Source organism: Variovorax sp. 278MFTsu5.1, from assembly GCF_048305045.1.
Classification (GTDB): Bacteria; Pseudomonadota; Gammaproteobacteria; order Burkholderiales; family Burkholderiaceae_C; genus Variovorax; species Variovorax guangxiensis.
This window is the reverse complement of the sequence record NZ_CP157622.1, coordinates 1,226,723-1,252,111: the sequence shown is the minus strand read 5'-3', so window position 1 is coordinate 1,252,111 and position 25,389 is coordinate 1,226,723. Positions and strand designations below refer to the sequence as shown.

The window sequence follows — 25,389 nt, the reverse complement described above, 5'->3', positions numbered from 1 at the left end:
AAACGCTGGCTCCGGAGGGCGGAGCTCACAACAGCGGTGTCGGCCGTATCGGCCGCTCGAAGTAGTCGCCCAGCGCTTCGAGCGCATGCGGCTCCATGATGCGCAGCCAGCCGGCGTCGATCTTGTACAGCCCCAGGCGCTGCAGCCGCCGCAGCGTCTTGTTGGTGTGCACCAGCGAAAGCCCCAGCGCGTCGGCGATGTGCTGCTGGTTGAACGGAAACTCGACCCAGCCGTCGCGCTCCATGCCTACGCGCTGCGCCCGGCGGTACAGGTGCATCAGCAGCATCGCCACCCGTTCGCCGGCATTGCGCCGGCCGGCGGTGACGAGGTTGTCGTCGACCATCTTCTCTTCGCGCGCGGCCAGCCAGGTGATGTCGTAGCCGAGCTTGGGCTGGGCATGGAACAGCTCCCACAGCCGGTCGCGCGAGAAGGCGCACAGCGTGACGTCGGAGACCGCCTCGACACCATGGGTCTGGCCGTCGGCGAACTCGTCCTGCAGGCCCAGGAAATCGCCGGGAAGCAGAAAGCTCAGGATCTGCCGCCGGCCGTCGCTCAGCGTCTTGTAGCGGAAAGCCCACCCCGCATAGAGGGTGAACAGCTGCGCGCTGCGCCGGTGCTCCTCGATGATCGCGCCGCCGGCCTCCACGCGGCGGGCGCCCACGCGGAAGGACTGGATGGTCTTCAATTCCTCCTGCGAGCACGGCAGGAAGGCGTCCAGGCGGCGCAACGCGCATCGGTCGCACGAATTCGCGCCGACGGGCGGGGCGGCGGCAGCTGGGTAGTCCTCGAATTTCACACCGCACTATAGGCGCCCGGCCTGTGTCTTTTGACATGCCCAGGGCTTCCCCCGGCCACCTACACTCTGCGCGCCCCTCCGACTCCGAACGCATGACCGACGAAGCAACGCTCCCACTTCACGAAATCTTCTACTGCAGCATGCTCACGCATAGCCTGCCCCCGCAGACCGTGGGCCAGATCGTTTCCCGGGCCCGCACCCAGAACGCGCTGCACGGCATCACGGGCCTCCTGGTGTTCGACGGAATGCGCTTCTGCCAGCACCTGGAGGGCCCGGCCGATGCCGTCAGCGCGCTGATGCAGCGGATCGAGAAGGATCCGCGCCATGTGGACGTCAGGGTGGTCCACCGGGCCCCGCTGGAGGTTCGCCGCTACAGCGGCTTCGGCATGGGGCTGGCGGAATGCGAGGGCCCCGACCTGATGGCGGGCGTGCATGCGCTGACCGGGGAAGCGGCGCTGAGGCACTTCCTGGCGCTGGTGCCCAGCTTCGACATCAACGGCTGAGCGGCCGCCAAAAAAGGAAAAGGCGGCCGAAGCCGCCTTTTCAAGCACCTGGAGGACTGGAACGATCAGGCGTTGTCCCAGCTGTAGGTGGCGCCATAGCCATCCCACGCCTCCATCACGATGCGCTGGCCCGCGGCCACCATCAGCGACTCGCCGGGGGCGAGCACCAGGTCTTCGCTGGGGTTGGCGAGCGTGGCGTCGGGCGTGATCCACACGCGGCCCTGCTTCACGCGCAGGACGCTCGCCGCCCGCGCCTTCAGGCTCATCGCCTCGCCGGGAGCGATCTGCCATGCGCCGCGGCGCACTGCCGGCGGGACGGTGGCGGCGCGAGCCGGGACGGAGAGGGACGAGAGCGATTCGGTGGTGCAGACGGCGGTGGACATGGTGTAACTCCTTGGGGCTTTGCCGAGGCGCTTGACAGAAAGAGGCAATTGCGCAGTTCGGGAATGAATGATCGTTTGTGCGGCGTTGGCGGTCCAATGAAAACGAGTTAGCCTACTGATGCTGGTTTCGCATCAATTGACTGGCCGCGAGACGACCCGGATTCACACCCATGCAACATTCCCAGACCCATCTGCGCTCCCGCCCGATCTCCGCCGGGCACCTGCGCGCCTTCGAGGCGGTGGCCCGCCACCTGAACTTCCGGGCGGCCGCCGAGGAAATGGCGCTGACCCAGTCGGCCGTGAGCCGCCAGATCCAGTCGCTGGAAGAGGAAGTGGGCGTGGCGCTGTTCCTGCGCCACACGCGCGCGGTGGAGCTCACCAGCGCCGGCGCCCTGCTGCTGCTGGCGGTGCAGCAGTCGCTGCCGCGCATCGACACGGCCGTGCGCCAGATCCGCCAGAGCGCGGGGCGCCAGAGCGTGTCGCTGACCACCTTCGCCTCGTTCGCCTCGATGTGGCTGATACCGCGGCTGGAGGCCTTCCAGCGCGACAACCCCGAGATCGACATCCGCATCGACGCCAGCGACGTGGCGGTCGACCTCGACGTGGCCGACGTGGACATCGCCCTGCGCTATGGCCCGCGCGATTCCATGCCCTCGGGCGCCGTGCGCCTGTTCGGCGAAACGCTCACGCCCGTGGCCAGCCCCTGGCTGCTCAAGAGCAGCCCGCCGATCAAGACGCCGGAAGACATGACCCGGTTCACGCTCATCGAGGCCGGCGACGCCCACCGCACGCACCTGGAATGGCTGACCTGGCGCCGCTGGTTCGAGGTGAACGGGCTGGAGCGCGCCCAGCCCAAGCGCTGGCTCTACTTCAACTACGCCTACCAGATGGTGCAGGCCGCCCTCACCGGCCAGGGCGTGACGCTGGCGCGCAGCTCGCTGATCGCCGAGAGCCTGGCCAACGGGGATCTGGTCGAGGTGCTGCCGCAGCACCGCATGGATTCGCCGATGTCCTACTGGATGATCGCCGGCCCGCGCAGCATGCAGCGCCCCGAGATCCGGGCCTTCTGCGACTGGCTGCAGCTGCAGGCCGTGACCACGCGCGAAACCATCGGCGAGGTGCCCGACCCGGATACCGTAGACGACCTCGACTGAGATTCAAGAAGAAGAGGAAGGGGAAGAGCGGCCCGGCGGCCTTTTCCGGGAACACCGCGGAACCGGCTTCGCCGGGCCGCAGGTGTTGCCCCCGGCGAGGGAGCTTGGCGCAGCGATACGAAGTGCGCGAAGCCTGGGGGAGAGTCAGGCCACCGGCCAGACCACACCGTTGTCGTTGAGGATGGCGTCCAACGGCAGGTCGTGCGCCTCGGGCGCGAAGTCCGGGACGAAGCCGTTGGTGAAGCCCAGCCCCACCGTGAAGGGCCGGGGTTCCAGCGCGGCCAGCGTGCGGTCGTAGAAGCCGCCGCCGTAGCCAAGCCGGTAGCCCCCGGCGCTGTAGCCCACGCAGGGCACGAACAGCAGGGTGGGCACGATCAGCTCGGTGTCCTTGGGCTTGGGAATGCCGTAGGCATCCTCTTCCATCTGGCAGCCCGGATACCAGGCGTGGAAGGTCAGGGTCTTGTGAACTTTGTCGATCACCGGCAGTCCGATGCGGCGGCGCTGCGGCTCTTCCATCAGCTCGCCGTCTTCCTTCCAGCGGTGCAGTGCGGGCAGCGGATCGAATTCGCCCTTGATCGGCCAGTAGGCACCGATCACCGTGTCGGGCCGGCCCACGAGCCAGATCCGCATCACGCGCTGCAGCAGGTCGGCGCGCGTCAACCGGTCGGGCATCGCAAGGCGTTGCTCGATGAGTGCCTTTCTCAACTGTTCCTTAAGAAAACTCGCCGTTGCCGAGGTGTCGGCACCCTTTGACTTGTCCATAATCCCCCGATGCAGTTCCCAAGCATTTTGGCATCCAAGCGCAGCCATCCGCGCAATGCGGCTCCCGCGCTGGTTTTTTCCGCGGTCATCGCCTTCGCCGCACTGCTCTCGCAGCAGCCCGCCGCGGCCCAGAGCAACACCAACGACGACATCCTGATCCAGATGAAGCAGGCCTTCCAGCGCGGCGACAAGGCCCGGCTGACGGCCCTGCTGCCGCAGGCCCGTGGCCATGCGCTCGAACCCTGGGCCGCCTACTGGGAACTGAAGGCCCGTCTGCAGGAAGCCGCACCCAACGAAGTGCAGGACTTCTACGCCCGCTACCCCGGCACCTACCAGGAAGACCGCCTGCGCAACGACTGGCTGCTGCTGACCGGCCAGCGCCGCGACTGGGACAACTTCTCCGCCTCGCTCGACGGCTTCCGCATGGGCGACGACGCGCAGGTGCGCTGCTACGCGATCCTGGTCGATACGCTGCGCAGCGGCACCGCCACGCAGGCGCAGGCCGACGAAGTGCGCCGCAACTGGTTCGCCCAGAAAGACCTGGACGACGGCTGCCTCACCGCCGCCGACCGCATGACCGCCGCCCGGCTGCTGTCGACCAACGACGTCTGGAAGAAGGCCCGCCTGGCCATGGAGGCCAACCGCCCGCAGGCCGCGCGCGCCGCCGTCGCCATCGCCGCGCCCGACGCGCTGCCGCTCTTCGAGGAGCTCAACACGAGCTCGGCCAAGTTCCTGACCGGCCGCGCCTTCGTGGCCGCCAAGTCGCGCAAGGAGCTGGTGGTGCTCGCGCTCATCAAGGTCGCCATGGCCGACCCCGAGCTGGCCGCCTCGCAACTCGACAGCAAGTGGGGGCCGATGCTCTCGGCCGAGGAGCGCAACTGGCTCTGGGGCACCATCGGCCGCGCCGCCGCCATCAAGCTGTGGCCGCAGGCCGGCAGCTATTTCGCCAACGTCACCAGGAACGGCGACCTCTCCGACGACATGCTCGGCTGGCGCGTGCGCGCCGCGCTGCGCGCCGGCCAGTGGAAGGAGGTGGTGCCCGCCATCAACGCGATGAGCGAGACCGCCCAGCTCGATCCCACCTGGGTCTACTGGAAGGCGCGCGGCCTGGCCAGTGCCGGCGGCGACGAACGCCGCGCCCAGGCCCGCGAGCTCTACCAGAGCATCGCCGGCTCGCGCGGCTTCTACGAGATGCTGGCGCTGGAGGAACTGGGCCAGCGCACCGTGGTGCCCACGCGCCCCGCCCCGCTCACCCCCGAAGAGAAAGCCGCCGCGCGCAGCAACCCCGCGCTGGCGCGCGGCCTCTACGCCATCGCCATCGGCCTGCGCCCCGAGGGCACGCGCGAGTGGAACTACGCCACCAACCTGCACGACAAGGGCGGCATGGACGACCGCGCGCTGCTGGCCGCGGCCGATTTCGCCTGCCAGCGCGAGGTGTGGGACCGCTGCATCAACACCAGCGAGCGCACCAAGGGCGTGGTCGACGTGGAACAGCGCTTCCCGATGCCCTTCCACGACACGGTGCTGCGCAAGAGCCAGGACATCGGCCTCGATCCGGCCTACGTCTACGGCCTGATCCGCCAGGAAAGCCGCTTCATCATGGACGCGCGCTCCGGCGTCGGCGCCTCGGGCCTGATGCAGGTCATGCCCGCCACCGCGCGCTGGACGGCCCGCAAGATCGGCATGACCGACTTCTCGCCGAGCCAGATCAACGACCGCGAGACCAACATCACCATCGGCACCAACTACCTGAAGCTTGCGCTCGACGACTTCGACGGCTCGATGGCGCTGGCGGCGGCCGCCTACAACGCCGGCCCCGGCCGACCGCGCAGCTGGCGCAACGGGCCGGTGCTCGACGCCGCCATCTGGGCCGAGAACGTGCCCTTCAACGAGACGCGCGACTACGTGAAGAAGGTGCTGGCCAACACCACCAACTACGCCGCCATCATCAGCGGCCGGCCGCAGTCGCTGAAGGAGCGCCTGGGCCGCGTCGGCCCGCGCGATGCATCCGAGCCCGAGCCGAACAAGGACCTGCCCTGAGCCCGGCGGCCTGAAATGAGCTGGCGCGACGAGGTCCTCGATACCCTCGCGTCCGAGTTCTCGGACGTGGGCGACGTCGCGCAGCTCACACGCATCGTGCTGCGCCTGACGCTGGCGGGCGCGCTGGGCTTCGTGCTCGGCTTCGAGCGCGAGCAGCAGGGCAAGGCGGCCGGCGTGCGCACCCACATGCTGGTGGCGATCGGCTCGGCGATGTTCGTGCTCGTGCCGCAGCAGACCGGCATCGTGCCGGCCGACATGAGCCGCGTGATCCAGGGGCTGGTGGCGGGCGTGGGCTTCCTGTGCGCCGGCACCATCCTCAAGCAGGGCAAGGACGAGAGCCACGTGCAGGGCCTGACCACCGCCGCGGGCCTGTGGATGACGGCCGCCATCGGCATGGCCTGCGGGCTCGGCCGCGAGCTGACGGCCGTGCTCAGCGCGCTGCTGGCGCTCGCCGTGCTGGCACTGGTGCCTCGCCTGGTGGACCTGATCGAGCGCGTGTCGGGGCCCAGGAAGCAGGATGAGAACGGCAAGGACGGCGGCCGGCACTGAACGCGCGCAGCTGCATCAATTCGCGCCGCGTTCGGCATCAATCGCAGTCGGGCGCGCGGCTAGCATCGAAGGCTTTGTTTCACCCCCGCAACGGACCGGAGATCCCTCATGCGCAAGCTCTATGTCGGCAACAAGAATTACTCGTCGTGGTCCATGCGGCCCTGGGTACTGATGAAGCAGGCCGGCATCGAATTCGAGGAAGTCGCGGTGCGCTTCGACTCCTTCGAGGCCGATTCGCAGTTCAAGCACACCATCGGCGCGCTGAACCCGGTCGCCAAGGTGCCGGTGCTGGTGGAAGACGGCGGCCTCGTCATCTGGGACACGCTCGCCATCGCCGAATACCTCGCCGAGACCTTTCCCGAGAAGCATCTCTGGCCCCAGGCCAAGGCCGACCGCGCACGCGCGCGCAGCGTCTGCGCCGAGATGCATTCCGGCTTCGGCGGACTGCGCAACCATTGCGGCATGAACCTCGAAGCCTCGCTGCCCGAAGTGGGCGCGCGGCTGATGAAGGAAGTGCCCGAAGTCGCCAGCGACCTCGCGCGCATCGTGCAGATGTGGAGCGGCCTGCTCGACACCCACGGCGGCCCGATGCTGTTCGGCCGCGAGTTCGGCATCGCCGACGCCTACTTCGCGCCGGTGGGCACGCGCATCAGGACCTATGGCCTGCCGGTGCCGACGCACATCACGGCCTACATCGAGCGCGTGCAGGCGTTGCCGGGCGTGAAGGCCTGGATCGACGCGGGGCTGGCGGAGAAGGATTTCCTGCAGTTCGAAGAGCCCTACCGCACGGGGCGATAGGGCTTCAAACGCTGCAAGGGCGAGCCCGGTTCAGAACCGGTAGGTTGCCGCCACGTAGGTGACGATCGGGTTCAGCTTCAGGCTGGCTTCGCTGGTGGCAACCGGCAGGCCGTAGATCGAGGTCGTCGTCAGCTTGGCCTTGGTCTTCAGCGGGATGTAGGAGACCGAGAAGGAGATGCCCCAGTGCTTGTCGAACTGGTAGGCGGCGCCCACGTTGATCACCGGCGCGAACTTGCTGTCCAGCTTGGCCGTGGTGTTGACCGCGAAGGGCGATTGGTGGAACTGCGAGGCCAGCGCGCTCTGCAGGTTCGGGGTCAGCTTGACGTCGCTGTACCAGACATAGGTGGCGCCCAAGCCCACGAACGGACGGAAGGCGTCGTTGCCTTCGTTGAAGAAATACTTGCCCAGGATCGTCGGGCTCCACTGGCGGGCCTCGCCGAGCTGGCCCACGCGCCCGAGGGTGCCGGTGCCGTTGAGCTTGAACTTGGGCGGCACGCCGAACACGCCTTCCACCGCCCAGTGGCTGTCGATGAAGTAGGTGGCGTTGAGGCCCAGGGTGTCCGAATCGCTCACGCTGGCGCCGGAACCGGCCAGGACGCTCTGCACGGGCGAGGTCACGGTCAGCGGCTTGCTCGAATCCTGCGGTGACAGATGGAACCACCCTGCGCCGACGACCCAGTCGCCGGCCTGTTGCGCCATGGCGCCGCCGGACGCCAGAGCGCCCAGAGCTGCCAGTGCAATCATTCTTTTCTTCATGATGTGAATCCTTTTGGTTGAATATCCCTCTGCGGATGCGGGCATCGGCTGTGACCGCCGCTGAAGATCGCCCGAATGACGAACGATTGCCCGGTCTGCATCGCGAATTATCGAACGACCGTTCTATTTCTGACAGGGGGGAGTATCCCTAAACTGCGGCCATGAAAATCTTTCTCGTCGGTGGCGCACTGCGCGACCGCCTGCTGCAGCGCCCGGTGTCCGACCACGACTGGCTGGTGGTGGGCGCTACGCCGCAGGAGATGGTCAAGCGCGGCTACCTGCCCGTGGGGCGCGACTTCCCGGTGTTCCTGCACCCCGACACGCGCGAGGAATACGCGCTCGCCCGCACCGAGCGCAAGAGTGCGCCGGGCTACCGCGGCTTCACCGTGCATGCCGCGCCCGACGTCACGCTCGAGCAGGACCTGGCCCGCCGCGACCTGACCGTCAACGCCATCGCGCTGCCCGCCGAACTGGTGAGCGCCGATGGCCGCTTCGACCCCACGCCGGAAACGCTGGCCGACCCCTTCCACGGCCAACGCGATCTGCGCGACAAGGTGCTGCGCCACGTGACCGACGCCTTCCGCGAAGATCCGGTGCGCATCCTGCGCGTGGCGCGCTTCGCCGCCCGCTTCGACGACTTCGGCGTCGCCCCCGAAACCATGGCGCTGATGCGAGAGATGGTCGCGGCCGGCGAGGCCGAGGCGCTGGTGGCCGAGCGCGTGTGGCAGGAGCTCTCGCGCGGCCTCATGGAAACGCGCCCCTCGCGCATGTTCGAGGTGCTGCGCGAATGCGGCGCGCTGGCCGTGCTGCTGCCCGAGGTCGACGCCAGCGACCCGCTGCCGATGCGGATGGTGGACACCGCCGCCCGGCTGAAGACATCGCTGGCCGTGCGCTTCGCCTGCCTGGCCGGTGGCTTCGGCGGCAGCGAGGGCAGCGTGGCCTCGCTGCAGGCGGTGTGCGAGCGCTGGCGCGTGCCGGTGGAAATCCGCGAGCTGGCGGAGGTGGTGGCGCGCGAGCATTCGCACATCGACGAGAGCGGCGCGCTCGACGCCGCCGGGCTGGTCCGCCTGCTGGAGCGCTGCGACGCCTTCCGCAAGCCCGCGCGCTTCGCCGAGGCCCTGCTGGCCTGCGAGTGCGCGGCGCGCAGCCGTGCGGGCAGTGGCGTCGACGAAAGCGATGCGCCCTGGCCGCAGCGCCAGCGGCTGCTCGCGGTGCTGGCAACGGCGTCGGCCGTGGCCACCGACGTGGTGGCCAGAGCCGCCCAGCAGTCCGGCGCCACGGGCCCTAAGATCGGCGAGGCCATCCACCGGGCCCGCGTCGAAGCCGTCGCGGCGTCGCCGGGCCAGGCCTGAGGTCGACCGGAGCCGGCCCTCCGGGGCATGACTTACGACACTTCCGTGCGCGAACCCGGCCGATAGCATCGGCCGTGTGAATGCCACCGCGCCGAAGCCGTCACACGAATCCGCCGATTTCCCGCGCCTGCCCGGGCCGGACGAACTGGGCCTGCGCGTGCTGCGCGAGCACGTGGCCTCGGTTTACGCGGCCTACAACGCGTCGGTGTTCGTGCACTTCGGCCTGGGCGCGGCGCTGGGCGCGGCCATGTACCTGCACCAGCCGCGCGCCTGGGTCCTGGTGTGGATGGCGGTGCATCTCTCGCTGGGCGTCTTCCTCTTCCTGATGCCGCGCTGGCACCCCGATGTGCCGCTGGCCGACACCAGGCGCTGGGCGCGCCGGCATTCGCGCACCGTCACCGTGGTGGGCGCGGCCATGGCCAGCGCGCCGCTGCTCTTCATCTCGCCCGGCGACCTGCCGGTGACCTCGGTCATCACGGTGGTCATCATCGGCAGCTGCGCGCGGGCCATGCAGCTGCTGTGGCCGCTCAAGCCCGCGCTGTACGGCTACACGCTGCCGATGATGCTGAGCCTGATCGTCGCGCTGGCCTGGCAGGGCGACGCGATGCATTTCTTCCTCGCGCTCTTCAGCCTGGGCTACCTGCTCTTCACGCTGCGCGTGGGCGGGCAACAGCACAAGCTGCTGACCGACTCGCTGGTGCTGCGCTTCGAGAACGAGGCGCTGGCCGGCCAGCTCGGCACGCAGATCGCCGCGGCCGAGCGCGCGAGCGCCGAGAAGACGCGCTTCCTGGCCACCGCGAGCCACGACCTGCGCCAGCCGCTGCATGCCATCGCCCTCTTCGGCGCCGCGCTGGAGAACGAGCTGCGCGAGCACCACGGCGGGCGCAACGCGCAGCAGCTGATGCGCGCGGTGAATGCGCTGGGCAGTTCGCTGGACACCATGCTCGACGTGTCGCGGCTCGACGCGGGCGTGGTCACGCCGGCCATCGCGCCCGTCTCGCTCGATGCGCTCTTCCGCTCGCTCAACCACATGTTCGCGGCGCGGGCCGAGCAGCGCCAGCTGCAGCTGCGCGTGCGCGCCAGCGGCCTTTGGGTACACAGCGATGCTCAGTTGCTCTACCGAATGCTCTCCAACCTCGTCGACAACGCGCTGAAGTACACGACGCGCGGCGGCGTCGCCGTGCGAGCCCGCGCGCGCGGCGGCGTGGTGTGGATCGAGGTGTTCGACACCGGCATCGGCATCGCTCCCGAGCAGCAGGAGCGCGTGTTCGAGGAGTACTACCAGGTGCACAACCCGGGCCGCGACCGCGCGCAGGGGCTGGGCATCGGCCTGTCGATCGTGCAGCGCCTCTCGCGGCTGCTGCAGCACCCGGTGCGGCTGAAGTCGCAGACGGGCCGCGGCAGCCGCTTCCGGCTGGAGTTGCCGGCCGCCGAGGCGGTGGCGATGCCCGACGCCGGGCTGGCCGCGCCCGTGCGCACCACGGGGGTGCGAGGCGATCACGCGGCGCCGGCGGTGCACGGCCGCATCCTGCTGATCGACGACGAGGCCGAGATCCGCGAAGCCATGACCGGCCTCTTCCGGGCCCACGGCCTCGCGCTCGACGCCGTCTCCAGCGAGGCCGAGGCCGCCGAATTGCTGGGCCGGCCCGACGCGCACGAGCGGCCCTTTTCTCTTCTCATGTGCGACTACCGCCTCTGCGACGGCGAGAACGGCCTCGACGCGGGCATGCGCCTGCAGCGCCGCTTCGGGCTGCAGGCGCCGCTGCTGCTGGTGACGGGCGAGACGTCGCCAGATCGGCTGCAGCGCGTGCGCGCCTCCGGCATCCCGGTGCTGTTCAAGCCGGTGAACCCGGCGATGCTGCTGCGCGCGCTGGCCGAACTGGCGCCGGGGCCTCTCGCACACTGACCGGCCCGCCCGCGCCGGGGCGGATCCAGGCACATTGGGCTTTGGCCGACATGCGCGGCGCGCGACGCGTGTTAAGGTTTTTCCCGATGCCAAAGTCCTCCAGCAACACGCAGTTGCCTCCTCCGTTGGGCCGGGACGCAGCCCTCTTTCTCGACTTCGACGGTACGCTGGTCGGGCTTGCGCCCACGCCTGAAGCCATCGAGATTCCACCGGCCCTCGTGCCCCTGCTGGACGATCTGCGCGACCAGCTCGGCGGCGCGCTCGCCGTGGTGTCGGGCCGCCAGATCGACTCCATCGACCGCTTCCTCGCCCCGCTGCGGCTGCCCGCGGCCGGCGAGCACGGCGTGCAGCGCCGCGATGCCCAGGGCCGCATGCAGGAACAGCGCGCGCCCGACCTTGTGCCCATTCTCGACATCGCCAACGAGCTCGCCCGTGTGCACGAAGGCCTGCTGGTGGAGCGCAAGCACGCCGCCATCGCCCTGCACTACAGGCTCGCGCCGCAGCTGGAGGCCGTGTGCCGCGACGCGATGTCGCGCGCCATCGCGCACGATCCGATGCTGGAGCTGATGCACGGCAAGTTCGTGTTCGAGGTGAAGCCCGCGGGCGTCAACAAGGGCATCGCCATCGACGCCTTCATGGCCGAGGCGCCCTTCGCCGGCCGCGTGCCCGTCTTCCTCGGCGACGACACCACCGACGAGAGCGGCTTCGCCGTGGTGCAGCCGCGCGGCGGCGTGGCCGTGAAGGTCGGCTCCGGCCAGAGCCTGGCGCAGCACCGCCTGGAATCGCCGCTGGCCGTGTATGAATGGCTGGTGCAGGCACGCGACCTGCTCGCCGCACGGCCACCGAAAGAAACCGCTAGCCAACCCGAAGAATCACCGAGGAGCCCCCGATGAGCGAACAACAACTGCCGGCGGCGCCCGAGGAACGCGCCGGCCAGGCGCTGGCGGGCGCGGCCGGCCCCGACGACCGCGCGCCGGTCGACGCGAGGGCGGCCGCCGCCCCGGGCAAGCGCGGCTTCGCTCCACCGGCCGAACCTTCGCTCAACGTGGGCGTCATCGGCAACTGCGCCTACAGCGCGCTCATCGACTCGCGCGGGCGCGCCGTGTGGTGCTGCCTGCCGCGCTTCGACGGCGACCCGGTGTTCAACGCCCTGCTGCACCCCGGCGAGGATGCGGGCGCATGGAGCATCGACATCGAGGACTTCGCGGAATCGAAGCAGTGGTACGAGCCGAACACGGCCGTGCTGCGCACGCAGCTCTTCGACAGCGCCGGCCAGGGTATCGAGATCACCGACTTCGCGCCGCGCTTCTACAGCCGCTCGCGCTACTTCCGCCCGCTCATGCTCGTGCGCCGCGTGCGGCCCATTGCCGGCGCGCCGCGCATCCGGGTCTCGCTCGACCCGAGGTTCCAATGGGGCTCGTCGGCGCCGGTGGAGGTCACGCGCGGCAGCAACCACATCCGCTACGTCGGGCCCGACGTGACGCTGCGGCTGAACACCGACGCCTCGATCTCGCACATCCTCTCGCGCCAGCCCTTCGTGATCTCGCGCGAATACAACTTCATGTTCGGCGTGGACGAGACGCTGATGGACGGCATCGCCGACACCGCGCGCCGCTTCGAGCAGGAGACCATTTCGTACTGGCGCGTCTGGAGCAAGCGCCTGGCCATTCCTTTCGAATACCAGGACGCAGTGATCCGCGCGGCCATCACGCTGAAGCTCTCGCTGTACGAGGACACGGGCGCCATCGTCGCGGCCATGACCACCAGCATTCCCGAGGCGCCGGGCAGCCAGCGCAACTGGGACTACCGCTACTGCTGGCTGCGCGATGCCTTCTTCGTGGTGCGCGCACTCAATTCGCTGAGCGAAGTCGGCACCATGGAGGACTACCTTCGCTGGCTGGGCAACGTGGTGATCGGCTCGCACGGCGAGCACATCCAGCCGCTGTACGGCATCGGGCTGGAGCGCGAGCTGCCCGAATCCTTTGTCGACCAGCTGCCGGGCTACCGCGGCATGGGCCCGGTGCGCGTGGGCAACCAGGCGCAGGAGCACTTCCAGCACGACGTGTACGGCAACATCGTGCTCGGCGCGGCGCAGGCCTTCCACGACCACCGGCTCCTCAGCCGCGCGGGGCTGGCGGAATTTCCGCACCTCGAGGCGGTGGGCGAGCGCGCGGTGGCCGTCTACGGCACGCCCGACGCCGGCATGTGGGAGCTGCGCACCCGCGCGCGCGTGCACACCAGCTCGGCGCTGATGAGCTGGGCCGCCTGCGACCGGCTCTCCAAGATCGCACGCACGCTGGGGCTGGCCGAGCGCGCCGCCTACTGGCACGGCCATGCCGCGCGCATGAAGGAGGAGATCCTTGCCAAGTCGTGGTGCGAGGAGCGCCAGGCCTTCGCCGAGAGCTTCGGCGGGCACGAACTCGACGCGAGCATCCTTCTGATGGTGGAAGTGGGCCTGATCGACGCGCGCGATCCGCGCTTCATCTCCACCGTCGACGCCATGGAGAAGACGCTGTGCGACGGTCCCTACATGCGCCGCTACGAGGCCGCCGACGACTTCGGCAAGCCCGAGACCGCCTTCAACATCTGCACCTTCTGGCGCATCGACGCGCTTGCCAAGATCGGCCGCAAGGCCGAGGCCCGCCAGATCTTCGAGACCATGCTCGCGGCGCGAAACCCGCTGGGGCTGCTGTCGGAAGACACGCACCCGGTCACGGGCGAGATGTGGGGCAACTTTCCGCAGACCTACTCGATGGTCGGCATCATCAACGCAGCGGTTCGGCTGTCCGCCCCCTGGGACTCCGCAATATGAGCCGCCTCGTCGTCATCTCCAACCGCGTGGCCGACCCGCGCAAGCCCGCCGCCGGTGGCCTCGCCGTGGCGCTGGGCGAGAGCCTCCAGCAAAGCGGCGGCCTGTGGTTCGGCTGGAGCGGCCAGATCATCGAGGGCGGCCCGACCGGCGAGGGCGAGCTGCACCGCCAGCAGGCCGGCAAGGTCACGCTGGCCACCCTCGACCTGAGCCGCGAGGACCACGACAGCTACTACCTCGGCTACAGCAACGACGTGCTCTGGCCGGTGTTCCACAACCGGCTCGACCTGGCCCACTTCGACGCCGGCTTCGTCGCCGGCTACCGGCGGGTGAACCAGCTCTTCGCGCGCAAGCTGCTGCCGCTGCTGAAAGATGACGACATCATCTGGGTGCACGACTACCACCTGATACCGCTGGCGGCAGAGCTGCGCGCCATGGGCTGCAGGCAGCGCATCGGCTTCTTCCTGCACATTCCGCTGCCGCCGCAGATCATCATCGCGGCCATTCCGCAGCATGCGTGGCTGATGCGCTCGCTGTTCTCGTACGACCTGATCGGCTTCCAGGCGCAGCAGGACGTGCAGCACTTCGAGCACTACGTGCGCAACGAGGCCGCCGGCGAGTACCTGGGCAACGACATGTACCGCGCCTACGGGCAGACGGTGCGCAGTGCCGCCTTTCCCATCGGCATCGACGTGGACGAGTTCGCGGCGCTCACGCATGCGAAGGAGTCGCGCGACATGTACGAGACCATGAAGCGCGAATACTCGCAGCGCCGGCTGCTCATGGGCATCGACCGGCTCGACTACTCGAAGGGCATCCCGCAGCGGGTGCGCGCGTTCCGCGAGTTGCTGGCGAACTACCCCGAGAACCGGCGCAGCGCCACGCTGATCCAGATCGCCTCGCCCACGCGCGAGACGGTCGACGCGTACGCCGACATCCGGCGCGAGCTCGAATCGCTGTGCGGCGCCATCAACGGCGACTACGGCGAGCTCGACTGGATGCCCGTGCGCTACATCCACCGCATGGTGGCACGCAAGCGCGTTCCGGGGTTGTGCCGCGCTGCGGCCGTGGGCTTGGTGACGCCGCTGCGCGACGGCATGAACCTCGTCGCCAAGGAATACATCGCCGCGCAGGACCCGGCCGACCCGGGCGTGCTGGTGCTGTCGCGCTTCGCCGGCGCCGCCGAGCAGCTGAAGGAAGCGCTGCTGGTGAATCCCTACGACACCCACGGCACCGCCGAGACGGTGCAGCAGGCGCTGCAGATGCCACTGGAGGAGCGGCGCGAACGGCACCAGAAGCTGCTGTCGCGCATCCGCGAGCAGGACATCCACTGGTGGCGGCGCAGCTTCCTGGATGCGCTGCGCGAGGCGGCCAGCGAGCGCTGACTCCCTGGCCGGTCGCTCACCAGCCGGTCAGCAGCCGCACCAGGCGCATCACCGGCCGCGGCTGGGCAGGGGCGGCCGCCCTCGCGGCCATGGGCGCATGCACCCGCAGGTGCACCGGCGTCAGCGCCGACACCTCGATCCACCCGCCGTGCGGCACGCGGTGCATGTCGCCTTCCTCGAGCAGCGTCTCGGTCATGAACACGGTCTCGCCGAACCAGCCCGGCGGCGACACCACGCGCGCGCTGCCTTCGGCCAGCTGGAGCCAGGCGCCGGCCTCGACCGAGGTGCGCAGGGACTGTCCGGGTTCGAGGACGATGGAATCGGGCGCTTGGGAGAGTGTGGTGATCATGGCGGCTACGTCGGCATAGGTGGGTTGGACGAGGCTTCATCGTAGGAATCCTGCTGCCCGGAAAACAGGCACACGCCATGGCTATTGCGACCGGAACAGCAGGGTCGGAAACGCATCTGTTATGGTCGTTTTCCCAGGCAACTGCATCTGTTTTCGGATGCCCGATGCGGGGAACATCGATCCATGGACTCGCTACCGCTCTACCGCCAGCTTTCCGCGCACTACGTGGATGCGATCCACACCGGCTCGCTCAAGCAGGGCGACAAGCTGCCATCGCTGCGCAGCCTGATGCGGCTGCACGACATCAGCCTGTCCACCGCGCTGCAGGTCTGCCGCGCCATGGAAAGCGACGGCTGGGTCGAGGCGCGCGACCGCTCCGGGTATTTCGTGCGCCGGCCGCAGCGGCTGGCCATCGCGCCGATGGAAGAACCGGTGGCCGACGTGCCGCCCGACCCGGCGCAGTTCGTGAGCATGCGCGCGCGCATGGCCAACTTCATGGCGCGCGGGCGGCATACGGGCGTGAAGCTCAACTTCGCGATCGCCCGCGCAGCGCCCGAGCTGTATCCCGCGGAGGCCCTGCGCAACTCGATGACGCGCGCCCTGCGCCAGCGGCCCGAACTGCTGACCACCGCCTCGTCGCAGAAGGGCCACGAGCAGTTCCGCGAGGCCGTGGCGCAGCGCAGCCTGCGCATAGGCATGACGGTGGCGCCCGACGAGGTGCTGGTCACCAACGGCTGCATCGAGGCGCTGAACCTCGCGCTGCGCGCCGTCGCGAAGCCCGGCGACACGGTGGCGGTGGAGTCGCCCACCTTCTACGGCCTGCTGCAGGTGCTCGAGAGCCTGGGCCTGCGCGCGCTGGAGATCCCGACCAGCCCGCAGACCGGCATCTCGCTGGAAGCGCTGGACCTGGCCATCCACACCTACGACGACATCAAGGCCGTGGTGGTGGTGCCGCACCTGCAGAATCCCATCGGCAGCGTGATGCCCGACAGCCACAAGCAGCGGCTCGCGCACCTGTGCGAGAGCCACGGCATCGCGCTGGTCGAGGACGACACCTACAGCGACCTGGTGGAGACCGACGCGCCGCTGCGGGCGCTGAAGTCGTGGGACCGCACCGGCAACGTGATCTATTGCGCCTCGCTGCACAAGGTGCTGGCGCCGGGGCTGCGGCTGGGCTGGATCACCGCCGGGCGCTGGCATGCGCAGGTGGAGATGCTCAAGTACGCGCAGACCCGTAACAACGAGGCGCTGGCGCAGATCGCCGCCGGCGAGTTCATCGCGGGCGGGCGCTACGACCGCCACCTGCGCCGCCTGCGCGAGCGGCTGCACATGCAGCGCGACCAGACGGCCGACGCCATCGCCCGCTATTTCCCGGCCGGCACGCGGCTGAACCTGCCGCGCGGCGGGCTGCAGCTGTGGGTGGAGCTGCCGCAGCAGCGCTCGTCGGTGAACGTGTTCGACGCCGCGCTGCGCGAACAGATGCTGGTGGCGCCGGGCGCGCAGTTCTCGAACTCCGGGCGCTTCGACAACTACCTGCGCATCAACTGCGGCTGGCCGTTTTCGAAGGCGGTGGACGCGGGACTGCGGCGGCTGGGCGAGATCGTCTCGGCAGTGCCTCCGCCACGCTAGCCGCCGGCGCTTCGGCGCGATTCAGACGATGTAGAACACGACGGCGTCGCGCCTTGCGGCCGCTTCGGCGAAGAAGCGCTTCACGCCGTCCATGAAGCCCGCGAGGTCCTGAGCGCCTTCCTGCCAGGCCTTGGCCCAGTACAGCTCGCCGAACTTCGCCGGCTCGGCAGTGAATCGGCCCACCAGCGCCGCCACGTCGCACTGCGCGAGCCGTGCCGCCGCGCGCTCCACGTGGGCGGCCGTGAGGTAGATGCAGCCCAGGCCGTCGGTGCCGTCGAGCTCCTCGCCGTCGACCGCCTCGGGCATCAGCGTGCGCACCACGTCCCAGGCCTGCTCCACCGTCTGGCTGTCGTGCGGGCCGCCCTTGGCCGCGGGCGAATTCAGGAAGGCGGAGACGGTGGACGGATCGATCACCAGCGCGCGCAGCCGGTAGCGGTCGAGGGCATAGAAGGCGGCGCCGATGCTCAAGTGCTGGGCTCCATGCGGGCGGCGCGCGCCACCGCCGCGAGCGCGATGCTCACGCTGTCGATGTTGCGCTGCGCGTTGTCGATGTTCCTGAAATGGTCGGGCGCGCAGATCTGGTTGAGCAGCAGCGTGCGCTTGAAGTGCGCAAGCGCCTGGCGCAGCTCGCCCTCTTCCTGCGCGATCAGGCCCAGGTCGTTGTGCGCATTGGCGGCCGACGACGAGATGCCGCGGCAGCTGCGCTGCTGGATGTCGAGCGAGCGCTCGAACAGCTCCCGCGCCCGCACGAAGTCGCGGCGCGCCATGAAGAGGCTCGCGAAGTTGTTGAGCATGTCCGAATGCAGCTCGGCGTCGCCCTCGCCCGGCGGGAGCTTGTCGAGGTGCACCAGGGCGCGTGCGTAGCAGAGCTCGGCCTTCGCGTCCTGGCCCGACTCGGCATAGAGGAACGCGAGGTTGTTGAAGGCGCGCACCACGCCGTCGCTGGAGCCGCCTCCGGCCTCGGCCACCGCCATGGCGATGGTCTTCTTGTAGAGCGCCTCGGCCTCGTCGGCACGTCCGGCCGCGGCATGCAGCAGCGCCAGCGTGTTGGTCGGACCGCGCCGCCAGCTGTCGTCCAGCCCGAGCTGCGCGGCCACGGCGAGGGCCTCGTCGGCCGAGGCCTGGGCCTTCTCGTTCCAGCGCAGCCGCCGGCACAGCTCGGCATGGCTGGACAGATGCAGCACCACGCTGCGGTGCGCGCCGCCGTGCAGGCGGCGGCTGGTGGCGATGGCCTCCGCGCAGAGCCTTTCGGCGCTCTTCAGGTCGCCCTGCGCGAGCGCGTCGCGGTAGCGGGCCTCGCGGTCGTCCAACAGGTTCAGCAGTGCGCCCTGCTCGTCCGTGGTCGCGCCGCGCGCCTTGCGCTGCTCGATGCCGACCAGCGTCAGGTCCAGCGCCTTGCGGGCGACGTCCATGTCCTCCGCGGGCATGCCGAGCTTGCGGCCGATGGACAGGCTTTCCTCGAGGCTGGCGCGCGCCTTGTCGAAGGCGTCGATCTGGTAGCAGGCCTGGCCGAGCATGCACAGGGTCATGGCGAGGTTCTGGTGCGGGCCCTTGAACACGCGGCGCGTGGCGGCGACGATCTGCTCGCCGATGGCGACGGTCTGCGTCCAGTCGCCGGCCTCGGCGGCGGCCACGAAGCGCTCCTGCAGCTTGTTGGCTTCGGCGAGGGCGGCAAGGTCGTAATCCTTGGCGGGGTCCCTCGGCGCGGGGCGGCGGGAGGCGTGGCGCGCGGCGGCGGGCGGGGTTTCCTCTTCTTCCTCCTCGGCCGGGCGCTGCGCCTGCAGCTGACTCATGCGCCGATGGATCCACCACAGGTCGAACAGCATCCACGGCAGCAGCACCATCAGGCAGAAGCGGCCGCCCGGCAGGCCGGCGATTCCGTACACCAGAAACGCCAACTGCCCCGCCCCGCCCAGGTAGCTGCCCAGATAGAAGCGGTGCGCGCCGATGAAGCCGCCCACCAGCCACAGCAGGTAGGCGAACGAGCGGCGGCGAGGCAGGGGGGCCATGGTTCGCCGGGTGCCCGGGTCAGTCGAGCAGCGCGAGCGCCGCGTAGTCGCCGACCTTGTCGCCCAGGCCGGCGGGTACAAGCATCACCCCGCGCGTGAGAGGGAGCAGCCTGCCGTCGATCTGCGCCTGCAGCCTCGGCAGCACGAAGTCGCGGTGATGCCAGAACACGCTTCCACCCAGGCTGATGCGCTGCAGGTCGAGGATGATGACCATGTTGTAGAGCATCCGGCCGAACACACGGCACAGGGCTTCCGCCGTTTCCAGCGCCTTGGGTTCGCCGGCGGATGCGGCGGAAAACAGGTCGGCGGCGGACTGTCCGAAACGGTGGCCGATCGAATTTCCGCCAACCAGCGCCTCGACGTCGCCGTAGTTGCCGCAACCGCACAGCGCCCCGGTGGCATCGTCGACCACGAAGCTGTGTCCCGCGTGCCCGGCATTGCCGTTCTTGCCACGCAAGGCCTTGCCGTCGACGCACAGGCCCACGCCCACGCCGGTGCTCCAGGTGGCATAGGCGCAGTTGTCCAGGCCCTGGAGCGCGCCCCAATGGCGTTCGGCCTCAAGGGCGGCCACGGCGTCGTTCTCGACACGAACGCTGCCGAAGCGCTGAACCAGCGGGGCTTCGATGATCGCGGTCATCCATGAATTGGGCAGGCCGCGCGATGGCCCCGCGATGCCGCCGCAGATATTGGGCGTGGCGAGTTCGACCAGCCCGTCGCGCAACTCGAAGGGCCCCGTCGACGACACGCCCACGCGGTCAATGGAAGCCGGATCGACACCCTGCTGCGCGCAGACCTCGTCGATCATCCGCATGATCTGCACCGCCACCGCGTCGTTGTCGCCGGTCTTGGCCGTAGGCTCGCTGCGGCGGCCGATCAGCGGCGCGTCGCTCGAGGCGGAAAGGCTCACGGCTACCTTGGTGCCGCCGATGTCTACGCAGGCTCTCATTGCGGTTCGTCTTTTCCTTGTCTGGTTCTGTGCTCTGTCTACAGAAAGCGCGCCACCAGCGCCGCGATCATGCTGAGCACGATGGTGCTGGCGATGGGCAGCTGCCACTCGCGGCCGAAGGCGCGGAACTCGAAGTCGCCCGGCAGCCGTCCGAAGCCGAAGCGGCGCAGCCAGGCGGTCAGGCCGCTCATGAGCACCAGCGCGAGGACGACGACGATCAGCCAGCGAAGCATGGGCAACAGTCTAGGCCGAGAGAATGGCCATCGCTTGCCGGTGGAGTTCGGGCGTTGCGGCCGCGATCACCCGGCCGTCGGACTTCAGCCCGAGCGGCTGGCCCTGCCAGTCGGTGATGACGCCGCCGGCCGCCTCGATCAGGCCCGCCGGTCCGAGGTAGTCGTACGGCTGCAGGCCGGTCTCGACCACGAGGTCGATGGTGCCGCCCGCCAGCTGGGCGTAGCCGTAGCAGTCGCCACCGAAGCGGCGCATGGCGCACTGGCGGCTCAGGCGATCGAAGGCGCTCCAGTCGGCCGGCGCGAAGATGTCGGGCGAGGTGGTGACGATGCGGGCCTTGGCCACTTCGGTGCAGCCGCTCACGCGCACCGGCTGGCCGTCGCGCGTCGCGCCCCGGCCCGCCACGCCGATCCAGCGCTCCTTGAGCACCGGCATGTCGATCATGCCCAGCGCCACGCGCCCGCCCTGCAGCACGCCGATCAGCGTGCCCCACAGCGGCGAGCCGGTGATGAAGCTGCGCGTGCCGTCGATGGGGTCGAGCACCCAGATGCGCCCGGCATCGAGCCGCTCGGGGCCGTGCTCTTCGCCGTAGATGCCGTCCGCCGGGGCGCGCGCGGCGAGGATCTCGCGCATGGCCGTCTCGGCGGCGCGGTCGGCCAGCGTGACGGGGCTTTCGTCCGCCTTGGTGATGATGTCCAGCGGCGTGCGGAAGTAGTGCATCGACTTGGCGGCGGCGGCATCGGCCAGCGCTTCGGCGATCGGCGAGAGGTCGGAAGAGGAGGAGCTCATGAAAGAGTTGGAAACGCTTGCCAAAACCTGCAATTAGACCCGAGCCGGCCCCTGTTTGACACAGCGGGCCCGCCAGCCCTAGCATGGCCCGGAAATTGCCACGAACTACGACAAATGGCTTCTTTCACCCACCTGCGCCCGGCCCTGCTCGCCCTCGTGCTCGGCGCCTCGGCCTTTCTGGCCCACGCCACACCCTCCGACACCGAAGACAAGCTGATCGACACGCTGATACAGCGGGTCTCGAAGATGAGCTCGATGATCTTCCTGCGCAACGGCAGCGAGTACAACGCCTCCGACGCCGCCAAGCACATGCAGGCGAAGTACGACTACTTCAAAAAGGAGCTGGTCACGGCCGAGGACTTCATCGAGCGCTGCGCCTCGCGCTCGGAGATGACCGGACAGGCCTACAGGGTGAAGCTCACCAACGGCACGGTGCGCGACGCCAACGAGTTCCTCAACAGCGAACTGCGCGCGCTGCGGCAGGCGACAGGCGCGAAGAAGCCCGGCGGCTAGCCGGGCACCCTAGCGCTGCTGCCCCCAGCGGCGCACCGTCAGCCGCTCCAGCGTCCTGAAGCCCAGGCTCTCGACCAGCAGGCCGATCAGCACCACCAGCGCGAGCCCCGCGAACACGCGGTCGGTATAGAGCTCGTTGCGGTTCTGGAAGATGTACCAGCCCAACCCTCCCTTGCCCGACGAGGCGCCGAACACCAGCTCCGCCGCGATCAGCGTGCGCCAGGCGAAGGCCCAGCCGATCTTCAGCCCCGACAGGATCGACGGCAGCGCCGCCGGCACCAGGATCTGCAGCACGTAGCGCAGCCCCCTGAGACCATAGTTGCGCCCGGCCATGCGCAGCGTGTCGGGCACGCCCTGGAAGCCCGCGTAGGTGTTGAGCGCCAGCGGCCACAGCACCGAATGGATCAGCACGAACACCAGGCTGCCGCGCCCCAGCCCGAACCACAGCAGCGCCAGCGGCAGCAGCGCGATGGCGGGCAGCGGGTTGAACATGGAGGTGAGCGTGTCCAGCAGGTCGCGGCCGAGGCGCGTCGACACCGCGAGCGTGGTGAGCGCGAAGGCCAGCAGCACGCCGGCGACGTAGCCCTGCAGCAGCACGGCCAGCGAGATGCGCACCTTCTCGATCAGCTCGCCGCTCACAAGACCGTCGAACAGCGCCGCCGCAGTGGCAGTGAAGGTGGGCAGCAGCAGGTCGTTGTTCTGCCACCGCGCCGCCAGCTCCCACAGCACGGCAATGACGGCGAGGATCAGCCCCTTGCGCAGCCAGGCCTGCGACCAGATGCGCTCACCCAGCGGCAGCGAACGCTCCACCGGCACATCGGTGAAGGGCTCGAGCGTGCGCTCGTACTCGGGGCGGACCGGCGGGACGACGGCGCTCATACGGCAGCCTCCTCTTCGAACAGCATGTCGTGGATGCGCTGCGCCGTGCCCTGGAATTCGGCGCCGCCCAGGCTGTCGAGCGTGAAGGCGTGGCTATTGATCTCGGCGCGCATGCGCCCCGGATGCGGCGACAGCAGCGCGATGCGGTTGCCCACCACCAGCGCCTCCTCGATCGAGTGGGTGACGAACAGCAGCGTGAAGCGCACCTCCTCCCACAGTTCGAGCAGCTCCTGCTGCATCCTGCGGCGGGTGAGCGCGTCGAGCGCAGCGAAAGGCTCGTCCATCAGCAGCACGCGCGGCTGCATCGCCAGCGCGCGGGCGATCGCCACGCGCTGCTTCATGCCGCCCGAGAGCTGGTGCGGATGCACGTCGGCGAATTTCGAGAGGCCCACCTTGTCGAGGTAGTGCAGCGCGCGCTCGGCCGCCTCCTTTCTGCCGAGCGTGCGCGAGGCCAGCAGCGGGAACATCACGTTCTGCTTCACCGTCTTCCACGGCGGCAGCTGGTCGAACTCCTGGAACACGACGATGCGGTCGGGGCCTGGTTGCGCCACGCGCCTTCCGTCGAGGCGGATCTCGCCCTCGACCGGCGGAATGAACCCGGCCACCGCCTTCAGCAGCGTGGACTTGCCGCAGCCCGAGGGGCCGAGCAGCACGAAGCGGTCGGCGGCATGGACGTCGAAGCTCACGCGGTGCGTGGCACGCACGACGCGCTCGGGGGTGCGGTATTCGAGGCTCACGTTCTCGACCTGCAGCAGCGGCGCGCTGTCTTGCTCCCTCTCCCGCTCGCGGGAGAGGGTCGGGGTGAGGGCCGGTGGAGATGCCGGAGGCTCCCCCCTCATCCCCGCCCTCTCCCGATGGGAGAGGGAGTCACCCCGCGAATCGAGGACTGCCGCCGTGCCGCTCATCAGTTCCCCGACACGTTCTGCACGTCGTCGAAGAAGTAGTCCTTCACCGAAGCCGGCTTGTTCCTGATCGCGCCCACGCGGTGCATGAACTCCGCCAGCGGATAGGTGTTCTGCGGCGTAGTCTTGAACTGCACCTCGGGGTTCCTGATGATCTTCAGCAGCAGTTCGCGGTCGAGCTTCGCGTTGCTCACCTTCAGGTAGATGTCGGCGGCCTTTTCAGGATTTGCCGTGACGAACTTCGCCGCCTCGTCGAGCGCGTCGACGAAGGCCTTGTAGGTCTTCGGGTTCTCGCTGCGGAACTTCTCCGTCGCGTACAGCACCGTCGCCGACGAAGGCCCGCCCAGCACCTGGTACGAGTTGAGCACGATGCGCGCGTTCGGATTGCCCGCGAGCTCCTGCTCCTGGAACGGCGGATTGCCGAAGTGCGCCGTGATCTCCGTGCCGCCCTTGATGATCGCCGCCGCCGCATCGGGATGCGGCACCGCCACGCTGATCCTGTCGAGCCTGTTGAACTCCTTGTCGCCCCAGAGCTTGGCCGAGGCGAACTGCAGCACGCGCGACTGCACCGAAACGCCCACCGCGGGCAGTGCGATGCGGTCCTTGTCGGTGAAGTCGGCAATCGACTTCACGTTCGGGTTGTTGCTCACCAGGTAGTACGGGAAGTTGCCCAGCGAGGCCACGCCCTTCACGTTCTGCTTGCCCTTGGTGCGGTCCCACAGCGTGAGCAGCGGCCCCACGCCGGCACCCGCGATCTCGATGTTGCCCGACAGCAGCGCGTCGTTCACCGCCGAGCCGCCCGAGAGCTTGACCCACTCGACCTTGGCGTCGATGCCCGCGGCCTTCGCATGTTTCTCGATGAGCTTCTGCTCCTGCGCCACGTTGAGCAGCAGGTAGACGATGCCGAACTGCTCGGCGATGCGGATCTGGCCTTCCGCATGCGCGGCAAGGCTGCCGGCGAGAAGGCCGAGGCCGGCGACGAGCGCCGCGGCTTTGCGGGTGAAACGGTTCATTGGAAGCGGTGGCTAGGAAAGAAAAATCAGAAAGGCGTGTCGCCGACGATCGTGGTGCGGTTCAGTCGCCGGCGCAGGTGGTCGGGCGTGCCCGCTGCCAGGTGCATCAACGAGCGGTTGTCCCAGAACACCAGGTCATGCGGCGCCCACCGGTGGCGATACACGAACTCGGGCTTCACGCTGTGTGCGAACAGCTCGGCCAGCAGCGCGTCGCTCTCTTCCTGAGGCAGCCCGACGATGCGCGTCGTGAAGTGCTCGCTGACGAAGAGCGCCTTGCGGCCCGTCTCCGGGTGAGTACGAACCACCGGCTGCACCGCGGGCGCGACCTGGTCGATCTGCGCCTGCGAGAGCTTCGGCCGCCATGGGTTCTTCGCGCGCAGCTCCTCGTACTTTGCGAGATAGCTGTGCTCGGCCTTCAGCGGCAGGATGCGCTGCTGGAGCTCGGAGCTCAGAGACTCCCATGCGAGATGCTGGTCGGCGAAGAGCGTGTCGCCGCCTTCGCTCGGCAGTTCCTGGGCGTGCAGCAGCGAGCCGAGGCTGGGCTTGGGCTTGTAGGAGATATCGGAGTGCCAATAGACGCCCGCGTCGCCGAGGCCGATGGGCTCGCCGTTCTCCTTGATGTTGGAGACGATGAGGATCTCGGGGTGGTTCTTGAGCTGGAACTGGTGGAGGACGTGGATTTCGAGCGGGCCGAAGCGGCGGCTGAAATCGATGTGCTCTTGCGGGGTGATCTGCTGGTTGCGGAAGACCAGGACGTGGTGGTCGAGATGGGCCTTGTGGAGGCGGGTGAAGTCTTCGGTGTTGATGGGCTTCGAGATGTCGAGGCCTACTACCTCGGCGCCGACCGGGGCATTGAAAGGGCGCACTTCGAAGTGCTGCGAAGGGGGGCTTACCTCGCTGGCAGGGGCGGCAGTCATGCCGGGAATGTAGGGGGCG

At 69.0% G+C, this 25,389-nt stretch carries 26 protein-coding genes; 12 read left to right on the top strand and 14 right to left on the bottom strand.

The window, feature by feature from the left end; all coding sequences use genetic code 11:
• Window positions 1-25: 25 nt before the first annotated feature.
• On the bottom strand, window positions 26-796 hold the full coding sequence (locus tag ABL844_RS05460) for a Crp/Fnr family transcriptional regulator (protein WP_375792071.1): 771 nt from the start codon (window positions 794-796) through the stop codon (window positions 26-28).
• 92 nt (window positions 797-888) lie between these two features.
• Here ABL844_RS05460 and ABL844_RS05455 point away from each other — a divergent pair, with 92 nt between their 5' ends.
• A complete protein-coding gene (locus tag ABL844_RS05455) occupies window positions 889-1,299 on the top strand; it encodes a BLUF domain-containing protein (RefSeq protein WP_126021331.1) in 411 nt (136 codons plus the stop codon).
• 65 nt (window positions 1,300-1,364) lie between these two features.
• Here the strand turns inward: ABL844_RS05455 and ABL844_RS05450 are convergent, their stop codons facing one another.
• On the bottom strand, window positions 1,365-1,682 hold the full coding sequence (locus ABL844_RS05450) for a DUF2917 domain-containing protein (protein WP_184634843.1): 318 nt from the start codon (window positions 1,680-1,682) through the stop codon (window positions 1,365-1,367).
• Between the two features lie 170 nt (window positions 1,683-1,852).
• On the opposite strand from ABL844_RS05450, the gene ABL844_RS05445 reads away from it, so the two are divergent.
• On the top strand, window positions 1,853-2,836 hold the full coding sequence (locus ABL844_RS05445; RefSeq protein ID WP_184634841.1) for a LysR substrate-binding domain-containing protein: 984 nt from the start codon (window positions 1,853-1,855) through the stop codon (window positions 2,834-2,836).
• A 144-nt stretch (window positions 2,837-2,980) separates the two neighbouring features.
• On the opposite strand, the gene ABL844_RS05440 is transcribed toward ABL844_RS05445, so the two are convergent.
• Entirely contained in the window at window positions 2,981-3,598 is a 618-nt protein-coding gene (locus ABL844_RS05440) for a 5-formyltetrahydrofolate cyclo-ligase (RefSeq protein WP_418130702.1), read from the bottom strand.
• A gap of 9 nt (window positions 3,599-3,607) precedes the next feature.
• Here ABL844_RS05440 and ABL844_RS05435 point away from each other — a divergent pair, with 9 nt between their 5' ends.
• The 3 genes from ABL844_RS05435 to ABL844_RS05425 all read left to right on the top strand — a co-directional run bounded on the left by ABL844_RS05435 (window position 3,608) and on the right by ABL844_RS05425 (window position 6,985).
• Window positions 3,608-5,638, top strand: a complete 2,031-nt coding sequence (locus tag ABL844_RS05435; RefSeq protein ID WP_418130701.1) for a transglycosylase SLT domain-containing protein — start codon at window positions 3,608-3,610, stop codon at window positions 5,636-5,638.
• A gap of 15 nt (window positions 5,639-5,653) precedes the next feature.
• Window positions 5,654-6,187 (top strand): MgtC/SapB family protein, encoded by a 534-nt coding sequence (locus ABL844_RS05430; RefSeq protein WP_418130700.1) that lies wholly within the window; start codon window positions 5,654-5,656, stop codon window positions 6,185-6,187.
• A 108-nt stretch (window positions 6,188-6,295) separates the two neighbouring features.
• On the top strand, window positions 6,296-6,985 hold the full coding sequence (locus ABL844_RS05425) for a glutathione S-transferase family protein (protein ID WP_126021337.1): 690 nt from the start codon (window positions 6,296-6,298) through the stop codon (window positions 6,983-6,985).
• A 30-nt stretch (window positions 6,986-7,015) separates the two neighbouring features.
• Here ABL844_RS05425 and ABL844_RS05420 read toward each other — a convergent pair whose 3' ends face one another.
• Window positions 7,016-7,741 carry an OmpW/AlkL family protein gene (locus ABL844_RS05420; RefSeq protein ID WP_126021338.1) on the bottom strand — a complete coding sequence of 242 codons (726 nt, stop codon included), beginning with the start codon at window positions 7,739-7,741 and terminating at the stop codon, window positions 7,016-7,018.
• A gap of 161 nt (window positions 7,742-7,902) precedes the next feature.
• Between ABL844_RS05420 and ABL844_RS05415 the strand changes: the two genes are divergently transcribed.
• The 5 genes from ABL844_RS05415 to otsA all read left to right on the top strand — a co-directional run bounded on the left by ABL844_RS05415 (window position 7,903) and on the right by otsA (window position 15,193).
• Window positions 7,903-9,093, top strand: coding sequence for a multifunctional CCA addition/repair protein (locus tag ABL844_RS05415; RefSeq protein ID WP_418130699.1), 1,191 nt, complete (start codon window positions 7,903-7,905; stop codon window positions 9,091-9,093).
• 76 nt (window positions 9,094-9,169) lie between these two features.
• Window positions 9,170-10,999: a hybrid sensor histidine kinase/response regulator gene (locus ABL844_RS05410; RefSeq protein WP_418130698.1), complete on the top strand. Its 1,830-nt coding sequence runs from the start codon at window positions 9,170-9,172 to the stop codon at window positions 10,997-10,999.
• An 86-nt stretch (window positions 11,000-11,085) separates the two neighbouring features.
• On the top strand, window positions 11,086-11,892 hold the full coding sequence (otsB, locus tag ABL844_RS05405; RefSeq protein ID WP_126021341.1) for a trehalose-phosphatase: 807 nt from the start codon (window positions 11,086-11,088) through the stop codon (window positions 11,890-11,892).
• The gene (locus ABL844_RS05400) at window positions 11,889-13,811 is read left to right on the top strand and encodes a glycoside hydrolase family 15 protein (protein ID WP_126021342.1); all 1,923 of its coding nucleotides are present in this window, start codon (window positions 11,889-11,891) and stop codon (window positions 13,809-13,811) included. Before otsB ends, ABL844_RS05400 begins: the two co-directional genes overlap by 4 nt.
• Complete coding sequence (otsA, locus tag ABL844_RS05395) at window positions 13,808-15,193, top strand: alpha,alpha-trehalose-phosphate synthase (UDP-forming) (RefSeq protein ID WP_418130697.1); 1,386 nt, start codon at window positions 13,808-13,810, stop codon at window positions 15,191-15,193. The genes ABL844_RS05400 and otsA overlap by 4 nt, the downstream gene beginning before the upstream one ends.
• Before the next feature lie 16 nt (window positions 15,194-15,209).
• Here the strand turns inward: otsA and ABL844_RS05390 are convergent, their stop codons facing one another.
• A complete protein-coding gene (locus ABL844_RS05390; RefSeq protein ID WP_418130696.1) occupies window positions 15,210-15,542 on the bottom strand; it encodes a hypothetical protein in 333 nt (110 codons plus the stop codon).
• A 183-nt stretch (window positions 15,543-15,725) separates the two neighbouring features.
• Here ABL844_RS05390 and ABL844_RS05385 point away from each other — a divergent pair, with 183 nt between their 5' ends.
• Complete coding sequence (locus tag ABL844_RS05385; RefSeq protein WP_418124541.1) at window positions 15,726-17,171, top strand: PLP-dependent aminotransferase family protein; 1,446 nt, start codon at window positions 15,726-15,728, stop codon at window positions 17,169-17,171.
• Window positions 17,172-17,192: 21 nt separating this feature from the next.
• Here ABL844_RS05385 and ABL844_RS05380 read toward each other — a convergent pair whose 3' ends face one another.
• From ABL844_RS05380 to hisN, 5 genes are read right to left on the bottom strand one after another with little or no spacing between them, the layout of a single operon-like run.
• Window positions 17,193-17,639 (bottom strand): DUF1877 family protein, encoded by a 447-nt coding sequence (locus ABL844_RS05380; RefSeq protein ID WP_184634822.1) that lies wholly within the window; start codon window positions 17,637-17,639, stop codon window positions 17,193-17,195.
• Window positions 17,636-19,180: a tetratricopeptide repeat protein gene (locus tag ABL844_RS05375; protein ID WP_418130695.1), complete on the bottom strand. Its 1,545-nt coding sequence runs from the start codon at window positions 19,178-19,180 to the stop codon at window positions 17,636-17,638. Before ABL844_RS05375 ends, ABL844_RS05380 begins: the two co-directional genes overlap by 4 nt.
• Window positions 19,181-19,199: 19 nt before the next feature.
• Window positions 19,200-20,126 (bottom strand): ROK family protein, encoded by a 927-nt coding sequence (locus ABL844_RS05370; protein ID WP_126021348.1) that lies wholly within the window; start codon window positions 20,124-20,126, stop codon window positions 19,200-19,202.
• 38 nt (window positions 20,127-20,164) lie between these two features.
• Window positions 20,165-20,359 carry a DUF2905 domain-containing protein gene (locus tag ABL844_RS05365; RefSeq protein WP_184634816.1) on the bottom strand — a complete coding sequence of 65 codons (195 nt, stop codon included), beginning with the start codon at window positions 20,357-20,359 and terminating at the stop codon, window positions 20,165-20,167.
• A gap of 10 nt (window positions 20,360-20,369) precedes the next feature.
• A complete protein-coding gene (hisN, locus tag ABL844_RS05360) occupies window positions 20,370-21,146 on the bottom strand; it encodes a histidinol-phosphatase (protein ID WP_126021350.1) in 777 nt (258 codons plus the stop codon).
• Window positions 21,147-21,260: 114 nt separating this feature from the next.
• Here hisN and ABL844_RS05355 point away from each other — a divergent pair, with 114 nt between their 5' ends.
• Window positions 21,261-21,659 carry a DUF5329 family protein gene (locus tag ABL844_RS05355; protein ID WP_184634812.1) on the top strand — a complete coding sequence of 133 codons (399 nt, stop codon included), beginning with the start codon at window positions 21,261-21,263 and terminating at the stop codon, window positions 21,657-21,659.
• A gap of 9 nt (window positions 21,660-21,668) precedes the next feature.
• Here ABL844_RS05355 and ABL844_RS05350 read toward each other — a convergent pair whose 3' ends face one another.
• The 4 genes from ABL844_RS05350 to ABL844_RS05335 all read right to left on the bottom strand — a co-directional run bounded on the left by ABL844_RS05350 (window position 21,669) and on the right by ABL844_RS05335 (window position 25,370).
• Window positions 21,669-22,538 carry an ABC transporter permease gene (locus ABL844_RS05350; RefSeq protein WP_418124537.1) on the bottom strand — a complete coding sequence of 290 codons (870 nt, stop codon included), beginning with the start codon at window positions 22,536-22,538 and terminating at the stop codon, window positions 21,669-21,671.
• On the bottom strand, window positions 22,535-23,377 hold the full coding sequence (locus ABL844_RS05345) for an ABC transporter ATP-binding protein (RefSeq protein ID WP_418130694.1): 843 nt from the start codon (window positions 23,375-23,377) through the stop codon (window positions 22,535-22,537). The genes ABL844_RS05350 and ABL844_RS05345 overlap by 4 nt, the downstream gene beginning before the upstream one ends.
• A gap of 65 nt (window positions 23,378-23,442) precedes the next feature.
• On the bottom strand, window positions 23,443-24,453 hold the full coding sequence (locus ABL844_RS05340) for an ABC transporter substrate-binding protein (RefSeq protein WP_418130693.1): 1,011 nt from the start codon (window positions 24,451-24,453) through the stop codon (window positions 23,443-23,445).
• Between the two features lie 26 nt (window positions 24,454-24,479).
• Window positions 24,480-25,370: a TauD/TfdA dioxygenase family protein gene (locus ABL844_RS05335; protein ID WP_418130692.1), complete on the bottom strand. Its 891-nt coding sequence runs from the start codon at window positions 25,368-25,370 to the stop codon at window positions 24,480-24,482.
• Window positions 25,371-25,389 lie beyond the last annotated feature (19 nt).